The organism is Pedobacter sp. KBS0701, assembly GCF_005938645.2.
Taxonomy (GTDB): domain Bacteria; phylum Bacteroidota; class Bacteroidia; order Sphingobacteriales; family Sphingobacteriaceae; genus Pedobacter.
This window is the reverse complement of record NZ_CP042171.1, coordinates 3,320,100-3,337,702: the sequence shown is the minus strand read 5'-3', so window position 1 is coordinate 3,337,702 and position 17,603 is coordinate 3,320,100. Positions and strand designations below refer to the sequence as shown.

Below are 17,603 nucleotides of genomic sequence, written 5' to 3'. Positions count from 1 at the left end.
CTGTTTTTTTGAGGTTCAAAAATAACAATTCCTGTCGCTTTTTGCCAAAGTTGTTAGTAATTAGTTAAAAACCTAACCGGTTGCCCTAACCGTTCGTCATTCTGAACTTGTTTCAGAATCCCTCACGCCATTAAAATTGTTGAAAATCATGGCATAACATGGCAAAAGAACTTATTTTGATTGATTTTGAGGAAAGCTACATCAGTATTTCATGGCATTCTGCAGTCCTTTGCTTTGCTCATACGCCTGCAGGCCTTACGCACCAGGCCGATATCCGCTTCGCCAAGGTTTAGGTAAATTGAGTTTGTGCTGCTATTGAGGGTTTAAAACCAACACCTTTATTTTATCGCCCGTCATTCTGAACTTGTTTCAGAATCTATCCGGTATTGGCTTATATGGCCCTTATCTATCTTATAGGGTAAAATGCCCCTTATTTTTATTTGGGGCTAATATAGCTATGGTAAATCTGCACTTTTGGTTTTGAGAAAAGCAACAGCTGTATTTCATCGGCGTCGGTAGCCCTTTGCTTTGCTCATACGCCTGCAGGCCTTATGCACCAGGCCGGTATCCGCTTCGCCAAGGTTTATTTAAATTGAGTTTGTGCTGCTATTGAGGGTTTAAACCCCAAAGTCATATTTATTTCGATTAATAAAATGTATTATGCTGTCAGAATTGCACCCTGTTGATTTGGGTATAGAATTTGATATGCCTTCGTTATGGAAGAGAAAAAAATAAATAAGGATATTGAGTTTTCTGATATCCCAGATGGAACAAATACAGATATTTATGCCAACTTAAAAGAAAAACTGGAAACCGTTGAAAAGTTTCCGGGTGTTTACAATTTTAAATTTATTATCACTGGCGGACTAGATAAAATAGAAGACTTACGTGCCATTTTACCCAAGGATGAGTTTATTGAACAGGCATCAAAAACAGGTAAATATGTTTCGATTACGGTAAAAAAGACCATGCAGAATGCTGATGAGGTGATTGCTGTTTATAAGCAAGCCGCAAACATCAAGGGGATTATGATACTGTAGGCTATCCCGCACATTTAAAATGATTTTCTTTTGGTTTTTAGAAAAGCTAGATTCGTATTTCATTTTTGAGGTTGCATTGTGCACTTACGCTATTCGTAAACCTGATGGTAGCGGCAGCCCCGAAGCATGAGGGCTACAGCGAACAGCAGGACTGTAATATCCGATGAAAAACCATCCTTTCATTTCCAATCAATAAAAGATATTATCGCCTAATGACCAACTACGCATAAAGCCATAATGTTAAACTTGTTTCATGATCTACCCTGTATTGGCTTATATGTACCTGATGTGTCTTAAATGGTAAAATAGGCCAAAGTTTTACTCAAACCCTTATTTTGTCTATAATGAGGTTAAACAGAGCCATTTTTAACGGCCCAGTCTACCATCGAATCTAATACCTGAAACAGTTCCTGTCCCGATTTGGTGAGGCTATACGTAACTATGGGCGGAATAACGGCTTGCGCATCCCGATGAACAAGGTCATCATTTTGCAACTGCTTTAAGTGTTGTATCAGCATTTTCTCCGTTATCTGTGGTATAGCACGTTTTAACTCGCTGTAACGTTTTGGCCCACTCATTAAATGAAAAATAATGATAGGTTTCCAATAACCACCAATTTTTTCCATTACAAAAGTAACAGGGCAGCTGGTTAGCGCTACACCTTTATTAAAATTACGGGTCGAACTTTCTTTAATGGCTGTCATAGTTACATACTTTGGGGTAAGTACTTGTATAAAAGTAAGCACAAATATAGCTTTGTATTCAACATTTAAAAACAAAAAATCATGAAAATAACATTAACAGGATCAACAGGTAATATTACCAAGCCCCTAGCCGAAATATTGGTGGCTAAAGGCCATGAGGTGAAAGTGATTAGCAGTAATGCTGATAGAGCAGAGGAAATTAAATCGCTGGGCGCTATACCCTTAATTGGTAATGTAAGCGATACCGGATTTTTAACAGATGCATTCACCGGGGCTGACGCCATTTACACCATGGTTCCATCAGATTTTGCAGCACCAAAATTCAGGGAATATATAAAGGGTATAGGCGAAAATTATGCTGCTGCCATAAAAGAGTCGGGGGTTAAAAAAGTAGTGAATTTAAGTAGTGTAGGTGCAGATCTGCCGGATGGAACCGGCCCGATTGCCGGATTGCATGATGTAGAAAATATTTTTGAAACATTAGATGGGGTAGATGTAAAACATTTACGTGCCGGTTATTTCTATATCAACTTTTTAGCCAACATCGATATGGTTAAACATGCAAATATATTAGGATCTAATTTTGGTGCTGATGCCAAACTTGTTTTGGTGCATCCCCGTAACATTGCAGCGGTAGCTGCCGAAGTATTGGAAAGCAATTTTACAGGAAAAACCATACAATATGTTGCCAGTGATGATGAAAGTACTCCTGCTGATGTTGCAAAAGCACTGGGCACTGCCGTGGGTAAGCCAGAATTACCATGGATTGAATTTAGTAATGAAGATGCATTTAATGGAATGGTAGGCGCAGGTTTGCCTGAAGAAATTGCCAAAAACTATGTAGAAATGGGCGATGCGATTAGAAGCAAGAAACTTTTTGTAGATTACTATAAAAACAGACCTGTTTTAGGTAGCATTAAGCTTGAAGATTTTGCCAAAGATTTTGCTGCGGCATATCATAGCTAATTAAAGGATAACAGTTATTCGGTTTAGCGACCGGATAACTGTTTGGTTACATCCAATTTTCATTTTTATGCTCTACCTGATATAACCAATAATTTACGAGCTGCTTAATTTCGGTATAATTACCATATTTGAAGTGAATCTGACCTGCAGCGGTATGTAAAGTGAGGTGGCCAACATCCACTCCTTTGTGCCAGGGGTATTGAAAAGCAGTAATTGCCTGAATCTTATTTGGCACTACAATTTCATTCGAAATATCCCAAATTCCGCTGGTTTTGATGATGAAATCCTGACTTACAGAAATCCGGTGCCGGCGGTAGCTGATATAGATCATTAACATACCTACAACAAGGTATGCAATTGCGATACCAATAAAAGGTTTCACCTCGGGGATATTAAAAGCCAGGATCAAAAAGATTGAAACGGGTAAAATCAGTTTGAAGAAAATTGGCAGGTTTAAAAAACGCCAGTCTGGAACAAAGGTTTTTCTCTTGAATGGTGCCTTGCCCAATATCATTTTTAACAGTTCATCACGCTCAATAGGATTACAGCCTGGGATTTTCAAGGTGTTTCCCTGCATTTCATGGCCTTTTTTACTTTGACCAAAATGAGCCTGTCTTAAATTCATATTCAGCATATTCATCTTTTTCTGAAAGTAATTCTGACTGTATTTGGTAATTTGTACTTTATTTGGACTGATCAGCGTATTTTTTTTAGCAATTAATCCCGAAGATAGGAGTAAGACATCTTTATGCTGACTGATCTGGAGTTCGAAATATTTATAGAAGGTTCTAACCAGATTGATAATCAGCAATACAATTAAAAGGCATGCAATTAAAATGAAAACTGTAACAATGGTCAACATTCCTGTTACTGTGCTTTGAATTTCATCTTTGTTGATCTTAAAGGCATCTAGCAGTTGTCTGCCTTCATAAATAACCGTATAAAAAAAAGCGGCAAGCAAAGCTAAACTTTGTCCGTAATTAGAAGTTAAACCGACCTTAAATAAGGTAAAGCCACTGATTCTTAAAAATGGTGTTTCTTCAATCAAATCATTTCCATGTGCCGCTTCCGGTTGCACTCCATTCACAGCCTTTCTGTTCAGTAGATGTGCCTGAAGGTTGTAAGCAGCAGTTTCATCAATGGCTTTTATGCTTACTTCTTCTCCATGCGCACCCGCAGTATCGATTTTTAAACCATAAACTCCAATAATTTTCTGTAAAATATTCTGGTTAATGTTAACCTGCTGTATTTTATCGAGTTGAATAATAACCTGATCGCGATTGAAAATCCCCTTATTCACTACAAACTCCTGCTTTTCTTTGTCTAAAAAGAAGGTGAATTTTAAATACCATAAATAAGCGAATATAACGCTGAATACGATTATTGCAGAAATGCCTAATATCAGGTAGGTGAAAGAATTGCCCGACATCTTTACAAAAGCAATAATGAATAAGAAAAAACTCGCTTTGCCAATTTTTAGCATGGTATGAGCACCCATTATAATGATGCCAAAGGCCGATTCGCGTTGTGGTTTGCTAAAATCGTTGTCCATTATGCTTCTGTTTCATTTGTAGGGTTTTCGAGCAGGTCTATTTTTTTTAAAAGTAAGTCCCTGATGCTTTTTGCCTCTTCAATTGCAATACCCGAAATGTGGATATGTCCGCTTTGGCCTCCGGCTGTAAATAACTGCAGTGATCCTAATTTAAATATCCTCGAAAAAATACCTTCGTTTAATTCAATATGCTGAATCCTGTTTAAAGGAACAATTGTGGTAGACTCGGCAATAATTCCACTCTTATAAATTACATCATGCGTACGTATTGCGTAACCACGTTTTTTAAAACTTAAACGGAAAAGCAGAAAAAAAATAACGGCCAGCATGAAGTAAAGAGGGATAATCCAAACTGCATTTGGTCTTATTTCATTAACAAACAATAAAAGCGAGCCAGCACCAATTCCCAGTAGCACAAAAAAAATTACCAGGTTGATACAGATAATTTTCCAATAACTGGAATGAGGTTGTTTTAGTGAAATTTCTTCATACTTCGGAAGATAATCAAGATCAACTGTTTCGTTTGTGAAAGATGTATCAGAAGACATAATTAAAATGATAACACGTATTAATCAAATATCTGACTAATATTTAATGCTTTTGTTACCGCGCTACAATAAACTTTTTTGCAGCATTGTATTGACCGGAATCGGAAGAAATTTTGAAAAAATAAATGCCAGGAACGAAACCGGAGGTGTTTATTTCTAAAGTGTGTTTTCCTACGTTAAGGTATTCGTTTACTACTGTTTTAACCAACCGGCCCATTAAATCGTAAATCTGAACGTTAATCTTATCCGTTTCCGGCAAAACGATATCAATAAATGTTTGCATGGCGGCAGGGTTCGGATAATTCTGAGTAACAGTAAACTTCAGGAATTTATCAAAAATTGCTTTATTAATAGTGTCAAAAATAACATAGCTCACCAATCTGTAACCGCGTGCATTTGGATGAAATGGATCCTGATAGAGTGAAAAATCACGTCTCATTGCCGCATTTACATCAGCCAGGTATATCTTATATTCTGTTGCTAATTTTCGGTATGCTGCATTCAGGTTTCTGATGTTCGTATTTACAGCAACATAACTTTTAATGGTTCTATCATCAACAAACTGAAGCGTACACAAAATCGGGATTAATTTCTGTTTAAGACCCGCCGTAATTAAAACCCGCATATTGGCAACAGTTTCGGCTATACTTCCTTTGCCTGAAGCAATTGCAAGAGCATCATTAATCCCCATATCAATCACGATAAAACCTGTTCTATTGGCTATTGCGTTATCAATCCGGAGTAATCCCTGAAAAGTAGTCTGCCCCCCAATACCATGATTGGTAATATCTACCGTCTTATTCGTATAACAATTTGTAAAATTGTTTTGGAGAATGGTTTGAAAACCAAGGCCTTTTACCCCCTCTACTGTGCTCGCTCCAAAGGTTACAATATTTATGCTGTCTTTTGAATAATATTGGGCTGCTTCCGGGCAACTTACACGATTTGGGGGAGGTGTTCCTTGAGCGAAAGAAGAAATGCGGACAACGAAAAGCAGCAGCAGAGATAGAAATACTTTTGCGCTAAACTTCATTGTTAAAATTCTTTCGTACAGGATTTAAGGACATCTTTTAATGGCGCAATTTACAAAAAAGTAAACATAAAAAATACCACACTATTCTTTTTTACAAACATTAAACTATTTTTTGTAGCTGTTAAAAGACGGTTTTTATGTTTTAAGATAACACAAAGATTTTGAGCTTAAAATAATTAAACGCAGTAATCATCTGTAAGCAAAGTTTTATGCCTGGCATGGTGATAATTTAATCCTTTACTGTGCCTTTTATCTGGTAAAGCCTATATTTGTCCAAATTCATTTTGTTATGCAAGAGATTAAAAATTATGTAGAAACGCACAAACAACGTTTTTTAGATGAGTTGTTTGAGTTATTGCGTTTTCCATCGGTTAGTGCTGATCCGAAATACAAAGGCGATGTGTTAAAAACTGCCGATTATGTTGCGCAGAAATTAAAGGATGCAGGCGCAGATCAGGTTGAGATCTGTCCAACAGCTGGTTATCCGATTGTGTACGGCGAAAAAATTATAGATGCTTCTTTACCAACTGTTTTAATATATGGCCACTATGATGTTCAGCCTGCTGATCCCTTAGAACTTTGGCATACCCCACCTTTCGAGCCAACGGTGCGCGATGGCAAAATTTATGCCCGTGGCGCCTGCGATGATAAAGGCCAGTTTTACATGCATGTAAAAGCTTTCGAACTGATGATGCAAACCAATACTTTGGCTTGTAACGTTAAATTCATGATTGAAGGTGAAGAGGAAGTAGGGTCTGCTAATCTGGGTATTTTTGTAAATGAAAACAAAGATCGATTAAAAGCCGATGTAGTTTTAATTTCTGATACCTCGATGATCAGTATGGAACATCCATCAATCGAAACCGGCTTACGTGGTTTAGCTTATATGGAAGTTGAAGTAGTTGGTCCGAACCGCGATTTACACTCAGGTGTTTATGGTGGTGCAGTGGCCAATCCGGCAACTATTCTTTGTAAAATGATTGCTTCATTACACGATGAAAATAACCACATTACTATCCCTGCTTTTTATGATAAAGTACTAGAATTAACAGACGAGGAGAAAAAAGCCTTAAATTCTGCACCTTACGATGAAGCTGAATACAAAAAGGATTTAGATATCGAAGAAGTTTGGGGTGAGAAAGGTTATTCGACCCTGGAGCGTACAGGTACACGCCCAACTTTAGAAGTAAACGGAATTTGGAGCGGTTATATTGGCGAGGGTGCAAAAACCGTTTTACCTAGTAAAGCCAATGCAAAAATTTCTATGCGTTTGGTTCCGCATCAAAACTCGGAAGAAATTGCTGAGATTTTTACCAAACATTTTGAAAGCATTGCACCTAAAAATGTAAAGGTAAAAGTTACGCCTCACCATGGTGGCGAACCAGTGGTTACCCCAACTGATAGTATTGCATATCAGGCAGCCGAAAAAGCGATTGAAGATAGTTTTGGTAAAAAAGCTATTCCAACACGCGGTGGTGGCAGTATTCCTATTGTGGCCTTGTTTGAAGATGTACTGGGAATTAAATCGGTGCTTTTTGGCTTCGGTTTAGATAGCGATGCGCTGCACTCTCCAAATGAGAAATATGATATTTACAATTATTATAAAGGAATAGAAACTTTGCCACTGTTCCACAAATATTTTGCAGAGCTAAGCAAATAAAAAAATCCGTCATTTCGAGCAAAGCGCAGCGTAGTCGAGAAATCTATCTTTAGTAGAACACTCAACTTCGTTGCGTTTTTATTTGATCATGATCAGTTGGATATGAAGGTTTTTTATTGAAAACGAACGTTCCGTATTTCATAGCTGCTGTAGTTCCGCCATTCGCTCATAGTCCTCATTTAGTTGCACTTCATTCCGAGCTATTTAGCGCTGTCGGGTTTATTTAACTGCGGTTCGTTCTTCGAAGCAAAGCCTGTTCCTGCATCCGCTATAAACTTTAAATAGTATTACCAGCCCTGCCACCTAAACCTGACCGTAGTGAAAAACCCGCAGGCCGAAGCATGAGGCCGAGGATTTGGAACGAAGGGCAGGGCTGCTTTATCCTAAATATCACATGTTTTGCTTTCCAAAACAACTCAATAAATTTAATTTTTATGGTCAGTCTGAGCGGAGTCGAAGATCTGCCTAATTTATTAAGCAGTTTTTTTTGAAAACAAGCGTTCTGTTTTCATAGCTCCTGTAGTCCCGCCATTCGCTTATAGTCCTCATTTCGTTTCTCTCCATTCCGGGCTATTTAGCTTTGTCGGGTTTATTTAACATCGGTCTGTTCTTCTAACTAGAGCCTGTTCCTGCATCCGCTATAAACTTTAAATAGTATTACCAGCCCTGCCACCTAAACCTGACCGTAGTGAAAAACCCGCAGGCCGAAGCATGAGGCCGAGGATTTGGAACGAAGGGCAGGGCTGCTTTATCCTAAATACCACATGTTTTGCTTTCCAAAACAACTCAATAAATTTAATTTTTATGGTCAGTCTGAGCGGAGTCGGAGACCTACCTATTTTATAAGCAGGGATTTTTTTTGCCATTTTGAAAATGAACGGTCTGTTTTTCATAGGCGCTGTAGTCCCGCCATTCGCTTATAGTCCTCATTTCGCTGCGCTCCATTCCGGGCTATTTAGCTTTGTCAGGTTTATTTAACAGTGGCCTGTTTTACAGAGCAAAGCCTGTTCCTTGCATTCGCCATAAAACTTTAAATGGTACTACCAGTTTTGCCACTTAAACCCGATCTGAGTGAATGCTCCCGATTCTTCATCGGAGCAGAAACGGGAGCGGGGTTATCGGAACCGACAGGCACTGCCATTGCTTTCCGAAAATCAATCTGAAATTTGAAACTTAGTATTCTTTGCGCCTTTTTTCTTCAAATACTTTACGGTTAAAAAGAACCTCAAATTTTTAAACCACAGATTTTTTTCTAAATTGTACCCATGAAATATTTATTCTCATCTGTTTTACTTTTATCCGCGCTCACTTCTTTTGCGCAGGATACTAAAACGATTAAGCAATCTGGAAATCCAATATTTCCTGGATGGTATGCAGACCCTGAAGCTGCTGTTTTTAACAACAAATATTGGGTTTATCCAACCTACTCGGCCAAATATAAAGAACAGGTTTTTTTGGATGCTTTTTCTTCTGACGATTTGGTGAAATGGAAAAAACATCCTCATGTTTTAGATACCGCTGCGGTTAAGTGGGCCAACAAAGCCATCTGGGCACCGGCAATCGTGCAAAAAGACAAAAAATATTATCTGTTTTTCGGCGCTAACGATATCCAGAGCGATAATGAAGTCGGCGGAATTGGGGTAGCCGTTGCTGATAAACCAGAAGGCCCTTATAAAGACCATCTGGGCAAACCTTTAGTATATAAATTTCATAACGGCGCACAGCCTATTGATCAGTTTGTGTTTAAAGATAAAGACGGACAGTATTATTTAATTTATGGGGGATGGAAACACTGCAATATTGCAAAGCTGAATAAAGATTTTACCGGCTTTTTACCTTTTGAAGATGGAACTATCTTTAAAGAAATCACTCCCGATAATTATGTGGAAGGTCCTTATATGTTCATTAGAAATGGTAAATACTATTTCATGTGGAGCGAAGGTGGCTGGACCGGACCAGATTACTCTGTCGCTTACGCGGTAAGCGATTCGCCATTTGGTCCGTTTAAAAGAGTCGGTAAAATTTTACAGCAGGATGCGACCATTGCAAGAGGGGCAGGGCACCATTCTTTAATCATCAACGAGAAAAAAAATAAATATTATATTGTTTATCACCGCAGGCCATTAACCGAAACTGATGGAAACCATCGCGAAACCTGCATCGATGAAATGAAGTTTGATGCAAACGGTATGATTTTACCAGTAAAAATTACTAAAGAAGGCGTTAAGGCACAGAAATTTAAATAGTCTTAATTCTGTGGGCAGGTTTTAGTTTACAGTTAGCAGATCGTTAACTGCAAACTAACCTGTTTTTAATACCGCTTGTTGCTGGCGTTTATCCATTACGCTAAAACCGTAGGCACAAAGCAATAAAATGCAGGCCAATCCAAACCAGAGCCAGTTATAACCCAGGTGTTTGGCTATATAAAAACCCGCAAGCGGGCCTACCACCTGTGCACAAGACCAGCTTAACGTATAACCTGCTGCATATAAACCACGGTTGTGTTCGTTGCTTCTGCTAATCACAACGGTATTGATAAACGGGAGTACAAACATTTCGCCAACCGTGAAGGTTACAATGGTGAACACGGCCGATACCAGATGAAAAATAATCGGTGCGCTTAACAACAGGTAAGACACCGCAAAGAAAATGGAGCCAATAACAATGAAAAACATAGGCGATCTTTTCTTTTCAATCTTATTGATCATAATCATTTCGAACAGCGCGATGATGGCACCGTTTAAGCCAATAATAATCCCAATGGCAAACTCGTTAATATGCCATTCCTCTTTAAAAAATACCGGTACTACCCTGAACATTAAAAAGGCACAGGTAATAAAAAGGGTAGTTAAGAGAATAAATTTTACGTAAAAGACATCTTCCCAAGGTTTTAGAATCACCATGGTGCTGCGGGTTTCCTTCGCTTTTTTAATAAAATCCTTCACTTTAGGTAGTAAAAACAAAATCGAAAGTCCAACCAGTATACTTACCGATCCCTCCACAATAAACAAAAGTTTGTAATTAATGGAGGCTATGATCCCCGCCATACTAATCCCGGCCGACCAGCCAATATTAACCGCCAGCCGGTTTAATGAATAGGAGCGGGTAATCGTATTTTCTTTTGCATAGTGGGCCACAGCGGTGAAATTGGCCGGTCTGAAAGCTTCAGAAAAGAAACTGATGACTACTGCCAGCACACACAGGGTAGAAAAATGGCTGATGGTTGAGAATAAGATAAACAACAAGCCGCCAATAATGGAGGAGAGAATTTGTACCGGTCTGAAACCGATCATATCGGTTAGTTTCCCTCCGGTTGCAGAACCTAAAATAGAGCCTATGCCAAATAAGGTTATGATTAGGCCCGCATCCATTTCAGACCGGTGCAGGCTTTGGGTAACGTACAAACCCATAAACGGAACGGCCATGCTTCCACACCTGTTAAACATCATTACAATACTTAAAAGCCAGGTTTCTCTGCTTAATCCGCTGAATGATGTTTTATAAGTGTTGAAAATAAGTTTGAACATGGTGTATTTAGATGCCGTAAAAATACCAAAAGCCAGGTATTATTTAATCATCTTAATTTAATTCTTTCCCTTTAGACTTTTCATTATTTTCTGTCTTCCTGATCGTAGTCGAAGGATCTCCTTCCATCATATCCTAGGCCGGGTAGCGTGGTGCAGATCGCATGGAGTAGAATAGCGTGGAGCATATTGCAGGCTAAGGCGATCGCTATAATACGGTCGTCATTCCCGCGCAGGCGGGAATCTTAATGCGGTTGCTATTTTCTTGCCCTTTGCTCAGCCTTGCCTCGGTTAGCCACCGAAGGGCTTTTACCTTTTTCTTGATAAAAAGGTAACCAAAAATCAAGGCTTGCATCGTTTTTTATCTGATAATGTTGTTTTTATCGGTATAAAAGATTGCTACGCAATTCCTTGTAAAAAACTACGTAAATCTCATTTGCGGCAGCATCGAGGCTCTTACCCTTACTTATCCCACCGCTCCCGCTTTGATCCTGCCTTGGGTTGTGGCGTTATGAGGGAGACTGCAAAGATTTCCGTGCTTTTTCCGGCGGAAATCTGCCATGCCGGATAGCGAGGTGCAGATAGCATGGAGCATAGAAAGGCATCCGTAAATTTATTTCTCCGAAACTATGAGGGACACGCCGGGTCGTCATCTCGACCGTAGTGGAGAGATCTTTGTACTTTCTAATCCGATCGTCATTCTCGCGCAGGCGGGAATCTTAAAGCGGTCGCTATTTTTTGCAGCCTAATCTATCTTGTATTTTCCTTCGGTTTTTGTCATCCTGAGCGGAGTCGAAGGATTTTTCCATTATCTCGCAGGGCCAGATAGCAGGGTGTAGATAGCATATTGCATCGGAATTATCGCGTTATTTCAATCGCGATCAATTCATCCTCCTTGCATTTTCCTCTGGTTTTTTGTCATCCTGAGCGGAGTCGAAGGATCTTTCCATTATCTCCCAGGCCGCATAGCATGGAGCATATAGCAAGGTGCGTATTGCAGGATGCGATAATTTGTTTTTTAGTTCTTTCCCTTTCAGGGGAAAGGTGCCGATAGGCGGATAGGGGTTTAAGGCGCTCGCTATAATACGGTCGTCATTCTCGCGCATGCGGGAATCTTAATGCACTCACTATTCTTTGCCTCTCGCTCTGGCTTGTCTTATTGTTTTCTGTCATCCTGAGGTACGAAGGATCTTTGGATCTAAAGATTTGCTTCGCAGAGCCTACGGGCTCTTTACTGCGTTCAGAATGACAGTTAAAAAGATTTTTTCTCCTCAGCACAGTCTTGCTTCGGTTCTCCGTCACCTAAGGTCCCTTTCTTTTTGTAGAAATTCAGTCTAAACGTTTCATCAACATCATTAAGAATAAAAGCTAAAAACATTCAAGGCGGGGCAACTCGCCTTTTTTATTTCCATACATTTTCCTCAACTTAGCGGCATTAATAACCCATGCCTCCAGATAAAAGAACCCCAATAAATAAAAGTCCGGTTGCCAGGAAACCTGCCGCCATGAAGCCTGTAACCAGAAAATCCACAACAGGCAGAAAAAAGAAAGCTGGTATTTCGATTCAGCTTAAGTTGGTTATTGCTGGTTTACTATTGATTTTACTCTCTCCATTTTATTACGGCTATGTATTAAGAAGTTTTGTGGCTACCTGGCGTTGGGTTAAAGACTGGGGGCAAGACCCTAATTACAGAACCTACGAAAGTTTTAACATCAAAATCCCTAAAAAATATACGGTTCACGGAATTGATGTTTCCTACTATCAGGGTAAAATAAACTGGCAAAAAGTAAAGGAAATGAAGGAAGATGAGGTGAGTATCCGTTTTGCCTTTATCAAAGCCACAGAGGGATTAATGCTGGTTGATCCCTATTTTCAACGCAATTGGCGCGAAGCCCCAAAAGCAGGGATTATTTGCGGGGCCTATCACTTTTTCAGACCAAAAAAGGATGGTAAAACGCAGGCTAAATTTTTCTTACAAGTGGTAAATATTGAGAAAGGGGATTTACCACCAGTTGTGGATATTGAATCTTTAGATGGCGTTTCACCGTTAAAAATGAGGGCAGAACTTTCTGATTTTCTCAATTATGTAGAAATAAAAACCAAGGTAAGGCCGATTGTTTATACCGGGCTTAAATTTTACGAAGATTATTTAGCCGATCATTTTGATGATTATCCTTTGTGGATTGCCCATTATTATCAACCAAAGTTAAGGATGGACAAAAGCCGCTGGAAATTTTGGCAGCATTCTGATAAAGCTAAAATTAATGGTATTGGCCATGTGGTTGATTTTAATGCCTTTAATGGTGATAGTTTGGCGCTGGATCGAATGTTGGTTCATTAGTCATTGGTCATTAGTTCAATGGTCATTGGGCCATTATTTATTAATAACAAGCTTCTTGCCGCTCTATGCCGCGGGGGGCATACTACTTTGGAGCGCCAAAGTAGTCAAAGCGCTTCGTCATCCGATGGCTATCGGATCCAGCAATGAGCCTTTTGCGCGTAGCCTTAGCACATCGAAAAAACAGTGGCACTTTGTTTTCTGTCGGGTTGTGGTTGATGAACGGTTGTGGGGTCCTTCTGACAGAAAACTCACTCCGCTTCAGGTTTGTCAGTGCCAATTTACCTGAGCTGCAACTGTTTTTTCGATTTTCCTGGCTCTTGGTCCCGATTGCTATCGGGAGACAGGCGTACTTCGGTAAAACCTGCGTATTTTTAGAGCAAGCTAGCATAATGCCTAAAAACAAATGCCGGAGATAGGTACATACGCTGGGAGCTTTAGGATAAGCGATCTGTTTAAGAGGTTCAGTACGTCTTTAATAAATAATGAATAGATATTGATTTGGAGTTTAATTTTTTTAATCGGTTAATCGACTCCAAACGCCAAACGCCCAACTCCAAACTATTATGCTAAACCGTCCAGCTTTCACATTCCGCTAAGAAAAACTCATCTGCTTCAGCGCCGATTCCGATTTCTTCCGGAACATCAAGGAAATAACCGTTATAAGTTAAGCCACCAACAACCGGGTCAACCAGATGGCCCAATAGTGCTGTATCTAAATCAAAAAACTCCACATTAGGGCTGGCCAAGGCGAAATGTAAGTTGGCACTTAAAGCAATCCGGGTTTCGAGCATGCTGCCAATCATACATTTTACGCCATGTTTTAAGGCTTCTTCATGGATTTTTTGCGCTTCTAAAATTCCCCCGGATTTCGAAAATTTAATGTTTAAATAGGTTGTCGACTGGCTGTTGATCAGTTTTCGGGCATCGTGGTGGTTATAGCAGCTTTCATCGGCCATTAATTTAATTGGCGAATTTACATTTAGCTCGGGGAGTTGATCATCATACCAGGTGCGCATGGGTTGTTCGCAAAACTCAATATTGTATTTTTCCAGTTCGCCCAGTGCAAATAAGGCATCATCAAAACTCCAGCCCTGATTGGCATCCAGGCGTAAAGTTAAATCTTCACCTACGGCATCGCGGATGTGTTTTACCCTTTCGATATCATCATGCACTTTTTTACCCAGCTTAATTTTTAAGATCCGGCAACCCTGGCTTTTATATTTCAAAGCTGTAGTGGCCATTCCCTCGGGTGTATCAATGCCAATGGTCATATCGGTTTCAATGGTGCGTTTGGTTCCACCAAGAAATTTATAGAGGGGTAATTTGGCATTTTTGGCCGCAATATCAAATAATGCCATGTCAAAAGCACTTTTAATGGTATTGTTATGATCTGCATATCCCAATAAATCTTTCATGCGCTCCGGAATGTCTAAGGGATCTTTACCTTTTAAAATCGCAGCGAAGTCTTTAGCCATGGCAATACAGGTTTCCTGTGTTTCACCAACAATCATCGGGAAAGCAGAACATTCTCCAATGCCGTGGATACCTGTATCAGTATAAATCCTGATTAACACATTCTGTGCAAAATGCATGGTTCCTGTGGCAATCACAAAAGGTTCCATCGGGATGCTAAAGCGGTATATTTCGGTGTGGGTGATTTTCATTGTTTTAAGGTTGAAGGCTGAAGGTGTAAGGTTGAGGGTGAAAGGTTTAGGGTTGAGGGTGTAAGGTTGAAGGTATAGGGTATAAGGTTAGGGTTTACAAAACGGGATAAAAGCCGGTAACGAGTCCAACTTAATTCGGTACGCAATGCGTACCAAATTGGAAAGGCAAGGTAAAATTTCCTAATATTTGTAAGATTAGTATAATCAAGACCTTTCCCAAACGCTAATGTTAATTGGTTTGAAAGATTTTTTAATGTTGCCTTCCCATAATCTGCATGTAATTTTCCCTGCTGCTCATCCTCTACAATAAGTTTTCCAATTTGCCAATAAGATTCAAGTAATGCAGAATTTGCAGCACGAAATACTTTCAAACGGGATTGGCTAATAATCTCTTTTATGGTATTAAATAACTCATTTTTGCTCAATTCCATTCATCAGATAGATTTCCAACTAAAGTATAAAAACAAAAACTAAATCGAAACAGGTTTGTAGAATATTAATAGATTTACGCCTCGAAATTAAAATTCTATTTTCCTTTTTATATAACCCATCATGTCTGAAACCAATAACTTAATCCACGCTTCATCACCATATTTGCTACAGCATGCCCACAATCCTGTTAATTGGTATGAATGGGGGGCAGAAGCATTAGAAAAGGCCAAAGCAGAAAATAAGCTCATATTGGTGAGCATTGGTTATTCGGCCTGCCATTGGTGCCATGTAATGGAGCGCGAAAGTTTCGAAAACCATGAAGTAGCCGAAGTGATGAACCGGCATTTTGTATGCATTAAAGTGGATAGGGAAGAGCGTCCGGATATTGATCAGATTTACATGTATGCCATTCAACTCATGACAGGTAGTGGCGGCTGGCCTTTAAACTGTATCTGTTTGCCCGATCAGCGTCCGATTTATGGTGGCACTTATTTCCGTAAAAACGATTGGATCAATATTCTCGAAAATGTGGCTGCACTTTGGGCAAATGAACCCGATAAAGCTATTCAATATGCGGAGCGCCTAACTTCAGGCATTAAAGACAGTGAAAAAATAATCCCAGCGCTTGAAACAGAAGAATACACTAATGATCACCTGACCGAAATTATCGAACCTTGGAAACGCCATTTCGATATTGGTTACGGAGGTTATAACCGTGCACCGAAATTCCCTTTACCCAATAATTGGGTCTTTTTATTGCGTTATGGCTTTTTAAAAGATGATGAATCTGTTTTTACAGCTGTTTGCCATACGCTGGAAGAAATGAGCAGGGGAGGCATTTACGATCAGATTGGAGGTGGCTTTGCCCGTTATTCGGTTGATGATAAATGGCATGTACCGCATTTTGAGAAGATGCTTTACGATAATGCACAATTGATTAGTTTGTATGCAGAAGCTTACCAGTGTACCAGGTTCGATTCTTTTAAACAGACTGTGGTAGAAACGGTAAATTGGGTTTCTGATGAGATGACCTCAGCTGATGGATTGTTTTACTCAGCATTAGATGCGGATAGCGAAGGGGTAGAGGGCAAGTTTTATGTGTGGGATAAAGCAGAATTCGACCAGGTTTTGGGAGAAGATGCCCAATTGATCGGCGCTTATTATAACATTACCGAAGAAGGTAACTGGGAGGAAGAACAAACCAATATACTACGCAAAACCATCAGCGATGACGATCTACTTTTAAAATTTGATATTACGGCGGAGGAGCTTTACGATAAGGTAAACTCAGCTAAAGAAAAATTATTAGCAGTCCGTAGTAAAAGGATCAGGCCAGGTTTGGATGATAAATGTTTAACGGCCTGGAATGGAATGATGATTAAAGCGCTGGCTGATGCGGCTCAGGTTTTAAGTCACAATCAATATTATGAAAAGGCCTCTGCTGCGGCTAATTTCATCTTAACTCACCTTAAATCGGAAAATGGCGGCTTATACCGCAATTATAAAAACGGAAAGGCTTCTATTACTGGCTTTTTAGATGATTATGCCTTTTTTATTGAAGCACTGATTGCCCTTTATGAAGCGGATTTTGATGAGAAATGGCTGGAAGAGGCAAAGTCATTGACCGATTATGTGATTGCTAATTTTACGGATGCAGATTCGCCAATGTTTTTTTATACTTCTGCTGAAAGTGAAGATTTAATCGCCCGTAAACATGAGGTGATGGATAATGTAATTCCTGCTTCGAACTCTGCCATGGCGCAAAATTTAACGAAACTGGGGCTGCTTTTTGATGTAGCACAATATACTGAAAAAGCCTCAGAAATGCTTGCTGCGGTTCATCCGAAGATTAAAAGTTATGGCTCTGCCTACTCAAACTGGGCTATTCAATTGTTAAACGAAATTTATGGCATAAACGAAATTGCCATTACCGGTTTAGAAAGCGATGTGATAAAATTGGAATTAAGCGGGCATTATATTCCTAACAAAATTACATTGGGCGGAACAAAAAGTAACTTGCCGCTGTTAAAAGGTAAGCAAAGCAATGAAACAAAAGTTTATATTTGCCGAAATAAAGTATGCCAGTTGCCGGTTAACACTGTTGAGGACGCATTAGAGTATTTACAATAAATAAATTT

Annotated in this window: 14 protein-coding genes; 7 read left to right on the top strand and 7 right to left on the bottom strand. The window is 39.5% G+C overall.

The genetic code is table 11. From position 1 onward, the window contains the following. Positions 1-158 precede the first annotated feature (158 nt). The gene (locus FFJ24_RS26670; protein ID WP_256377586.1) at positions 159-293 is read left to right on the top strand and encodes a hypothetical protein; all 135 of its coding nucleotides are present in this window, start codon (positions 159-161) and stop codon (positions 291-293) included. A gap of 423 nt (positions 294-716) precedes the next feature. Continuing rightward, positions 717-1,040 carry a DUF493 family protein gene (locus tag FFJ24_RS13475; protein ID WP_138821983.1) on the top strand — a complete coding sequence of 108 codons (324 nt, stop codon included), beginning with the start codon at positions 717-719 and terminating at the stop codon, positions 1,038-1,040. 350 nt (positions 1,041-1,390) lie between these two features. On the opposite strand, the gene FFJ24_RS13470 is transcribed toward FFJ24_RS13475, so the two are convergent. Next, on the bottom strand, positions 1,391-1,744 hold the full coding sequence (locus tag FFJ24_RS13470; RefSeq protein WP_138821982.1) for a helix-turn-helix domain-containing protein: 354 nt from the start codon (positions 1,742-1,744) through the stop codon (positions 1,391-1,393). A gap of 81 nt (positions 1,745-1,825) precedes the next feature. On the opposite strand from FFJ24_RS13470, the gene FFJ24_RS13465 reads away from it, so the two are divergent. Further along, on the top strand, positions 1,826-2,710 hold the full coding sequence (locus FFJ24_RS13465; RefSeq protein WP_138821981.1) for an NmrA family NAD(P)-binding protein: 885 nt from the start codon (positions 1,826-1,828) through the stop codon (positions 2,708-2,710). 46 nt (positions 2,711-2,756) lie between these two features. On the opposite strand, the gene FFJ24_RS13460 is transcribed toward FFJ24_RS13465, so the two are convergent. From FFJ24_RS13460 to FFJ24_RS13450, 3 genes are read right to left on the bottom strand one after another with little or no spacing between them, the layout of a single operon-like run. Continuing rightward, on the bottom strand, positions 2,757-4,262 hold the full coding sequence (locus FFJ24_RS13460) for a PH domain-containing protein (RefSeq protein ID WP_138821980.1): 1,506 nt from the start codon (positions 4,260-4,262) through the stop codon (positions 2,757-2,759). Continuing rightward, positions 4,262-4,810, bottom strand: coding sequence for a PH domain-containing protein (locus FFJ24_RS13455; RefSeq protein ID WP_138821979.1), 549 nt, complete (start codon positions 4,808-4,810; stop codon positions 4,262-4,264). The genes FFJ24_RS13460 and FFJ24_RS13455 overlap by 1 nt, the downstream gene beginning before the upstream one ends. A gap of 55 nt (positions 4,811-4,865) precedes the next feature. Then, complete coding sequence (locus FFJ24_RS13450) at positions 4,866-5,843, bottom strand: SGNH/GDSL hydrolase family protein (RefSeq protein ID WP_138821978.1); 978 nt, start codon at positions 5,841-5,843, stop codon at positions 4,866-4,868. Positions 5,844-6,132: 289 nt separating this feature from the next. Here FFJ24_RS13450 and FFJ24_RS13445 point away from each other — a divergent pair, with 289 nt between their 5' ends. Both FFJ24_RS13445 and FFJ24_RS13440 read left to right on the top strand, forming a co-directional pair. Continuing rightward, complete coding sequence (locus tag FFJ24_RS13445; RefSeq protein ID WP_138821977.1) at positions 6,133-7,503, top strand: dipeptidase; 1,371 nt, start codon at positions 6,133-6,135, stop codon at positions 7,501-7,503. A 1,265-nt stretch (positions 7,504-8,768) separates the two neighbouring features. Next, positions 8,769-9,749: a glycoside hydrolase family 43 protein gene (locus FFJ24_RS13440; RefSeq protein ID WP_138821976.1), complete on the top strand. Its 981-nt coding sequence runs from the start codon at positions 8,769-8,771 to the stop codon at positions 9,747-9,749. 54 nt (positions 9,750-9,803) lie between these two features. Here FFJ24_RS13440 and FFJ24_RS13435 read toward each other — a convergent pair whose 3' ends face one another. Beyond that, positions 9,804-11,030 (bottom strand): MFS transporter, encoded by a 1,227-nt coding sequence (locus tag FFJ24_RS13435; RefSeq protein ID WP_138821975.1) that lies wholly within the window; start codon positions 11,028-11,030, stop codon positions 9,804-9,806. Positions 11,031-12,472: 1,442 nt separating this feature from the next. Between FFJ24_RS13435 and FFJ24_RS13430 the strand changes: the two genes are divergently transcribed. Beyond that, positions 12,473-13,369, top strand: a complete 897-nt coding sequence (locus tag FFJ24_RS13430; RefSeq protein ID WP_138821974.1) for a glycoside hydrolase family 25 protein — start codon at positions 12,473-12,475, stop codon at positions 13,367-13,369. A 566-nt stretch (positions 13,370-13,935) separates the two neighbouring features. On the opposite strand, the gene FFJ24_RS13425 is transcribed toward FFJ24_RS13430, so the two are convergent. Both FFJ24_RS13425 and FFJ24_RS13420 read right to left on the bottom strand, forming a co-directional pair. Beyond that, positions 13,936-15,033, bottom strand: coding sequence for a mandelate racemase/muconate lactonizing enzyme family protein (locus FFJ24_RS13425; RefSeq protein WP_138821973.1), 1,098 nt, complete (start codon positions 15,031-15,033; stop codon positions 13,936-13,938). Beyond that, on the bottom strand, positions 15,030-15,464 hold the full coding sequence (locus tag FFJ24_RS13420) for a DUF1016 N-terminal domain-containing protein (RefSeq protein ID WP_138821972.1): 435 nt from the start codon (positions 15,462-15,464) through the stop codon (positions 15,030-15,032). Before FFJ24_RS13420 ends, FFJ24_RS13425 begins: the two co-directional genes overlap by 4 nt. 121 nt (positions 15,465-15,585) lie before the next feature. On the opposite strand from FFJ24_RS13420, the gene FFJ24_RS13415 reads away from it, so the two are divergent. Further along, positions 15,586-17,595 carry a thioredoxin domain-containing protein gene (locus tag FFJ24_RS13415; RefSeq protein ID WP_138821971.1) on the top strand — a complete coding sequence of 670 codons (2,010 nt, stop codon included), beginning with the start codon at positions 15,586-15,588 and terminating at the stop codon, positions 17,593-17,595. The last annotated feature ends 8 nt before the right edge of the window (positions 17,596-17,603 follow it).

Excerpts from the sequence above, each read along its gene's own strand:
- FFJ24_RS26670 (WP_256377586.1), top strand. The coding sequence starts at position 159 with ATGGCAAAAGAACTTATTTTGATTGATTTTGAGGAAAGCTACATCAGT.
- FFJ24_RS13475 (WP_138821983.1), top strand. The coding sequence starts at position 717 with ATGGAAGAGAAAAAAATAAATAAGGATATTGAGTTTTCTGATATCCCA.
- FFJ24_RS13470 (WP_138821982.1), bottom strand. The coding sequence starts at position 1,744 with ATGACAGCCATTAAAGAAAGTTCGACCCGTAATTTTAATAAAGGTGTA.
- FFJ24_RS13465 (WP_138821981.1), top strand. The coding sequence starts at position 1,826 with ATGAAAATAACATTAACAGGATCAACAGGTAATATTACCAAGCCCCTA.
- FFJ24_RS13460 (WP_138821980.1), bottom strand. The coding sequence starts at position 4,262 with ATGGACAACGATTTTAGCAAACCACAACGCGAATCGGCCTTTGGCATC.
- FFJ24_RS13455 (WP_138821979.1), bottom strand. The coding sequence starts at position 4,810 with ATGTCTTCTGATACATCTTTCACAAACGAAACAGTTGATCTTGATTAT.
- FFJ24_RS13450 (WP_138821978.1), bottom strand. The coding sequence starts at position 5,843 with ATGAAGTTTAGCGCAAAAGTATTTCTATCTCTGCTGCTGCTTTTCGTT.
- FFJ24_RS13445 (WP_138821977.1), top strand. The coding sequence starts at position 6,133 with ATGCAAGAGATTAAAAATTATGTAGAAACGCACAAACAACGTTTTTTA.
- FFJ24_RS13440 (WP_138821976.1), top strand. The coding sequence starts at position 8,769 with ATGAAATATTTATTCTCATCTGTTTTACTTTTATCCGCGCTCACTTCT.
- FFJ24_RS13435 (WP_138821975.1), bottom strand. The coding sequence starts at position 11,030 with ATGTTCAAACTTATTTTCAACACTTATAAAACATCATTCAGCGGATTA.
- FFJ24_RS13430 (WP_138821974.1), top strand. The coding sequence starts at position 12,473 with ATGCCTCCAGATAAAAGAACCCCAATAAATAAAAGTCCGGTTGCCAGG.
- FFJ24_RS13425 (WP_138821973.1), bottom strand. The coding sequence starts at position 15,033 with ATGAAAATCACCCACACCGAAATATACCGCTTTAGCATCCCGATGGAA.
- FFJ24_RS13420 (WP_138821972.1), bottom strand. The coding sequence starts at position 15,464 with ATGGAATTGAGCAAAAATGAGTTATTTAATACCATAAAAGAGATTATT.
- FFJ24_RS13415 (WP_138821971.1), top strand. The coding sequence starts at position 15,586 with ATGTCTGAAACCAATAACTTAATCCACGCTTCATCACCATATTTGCTA.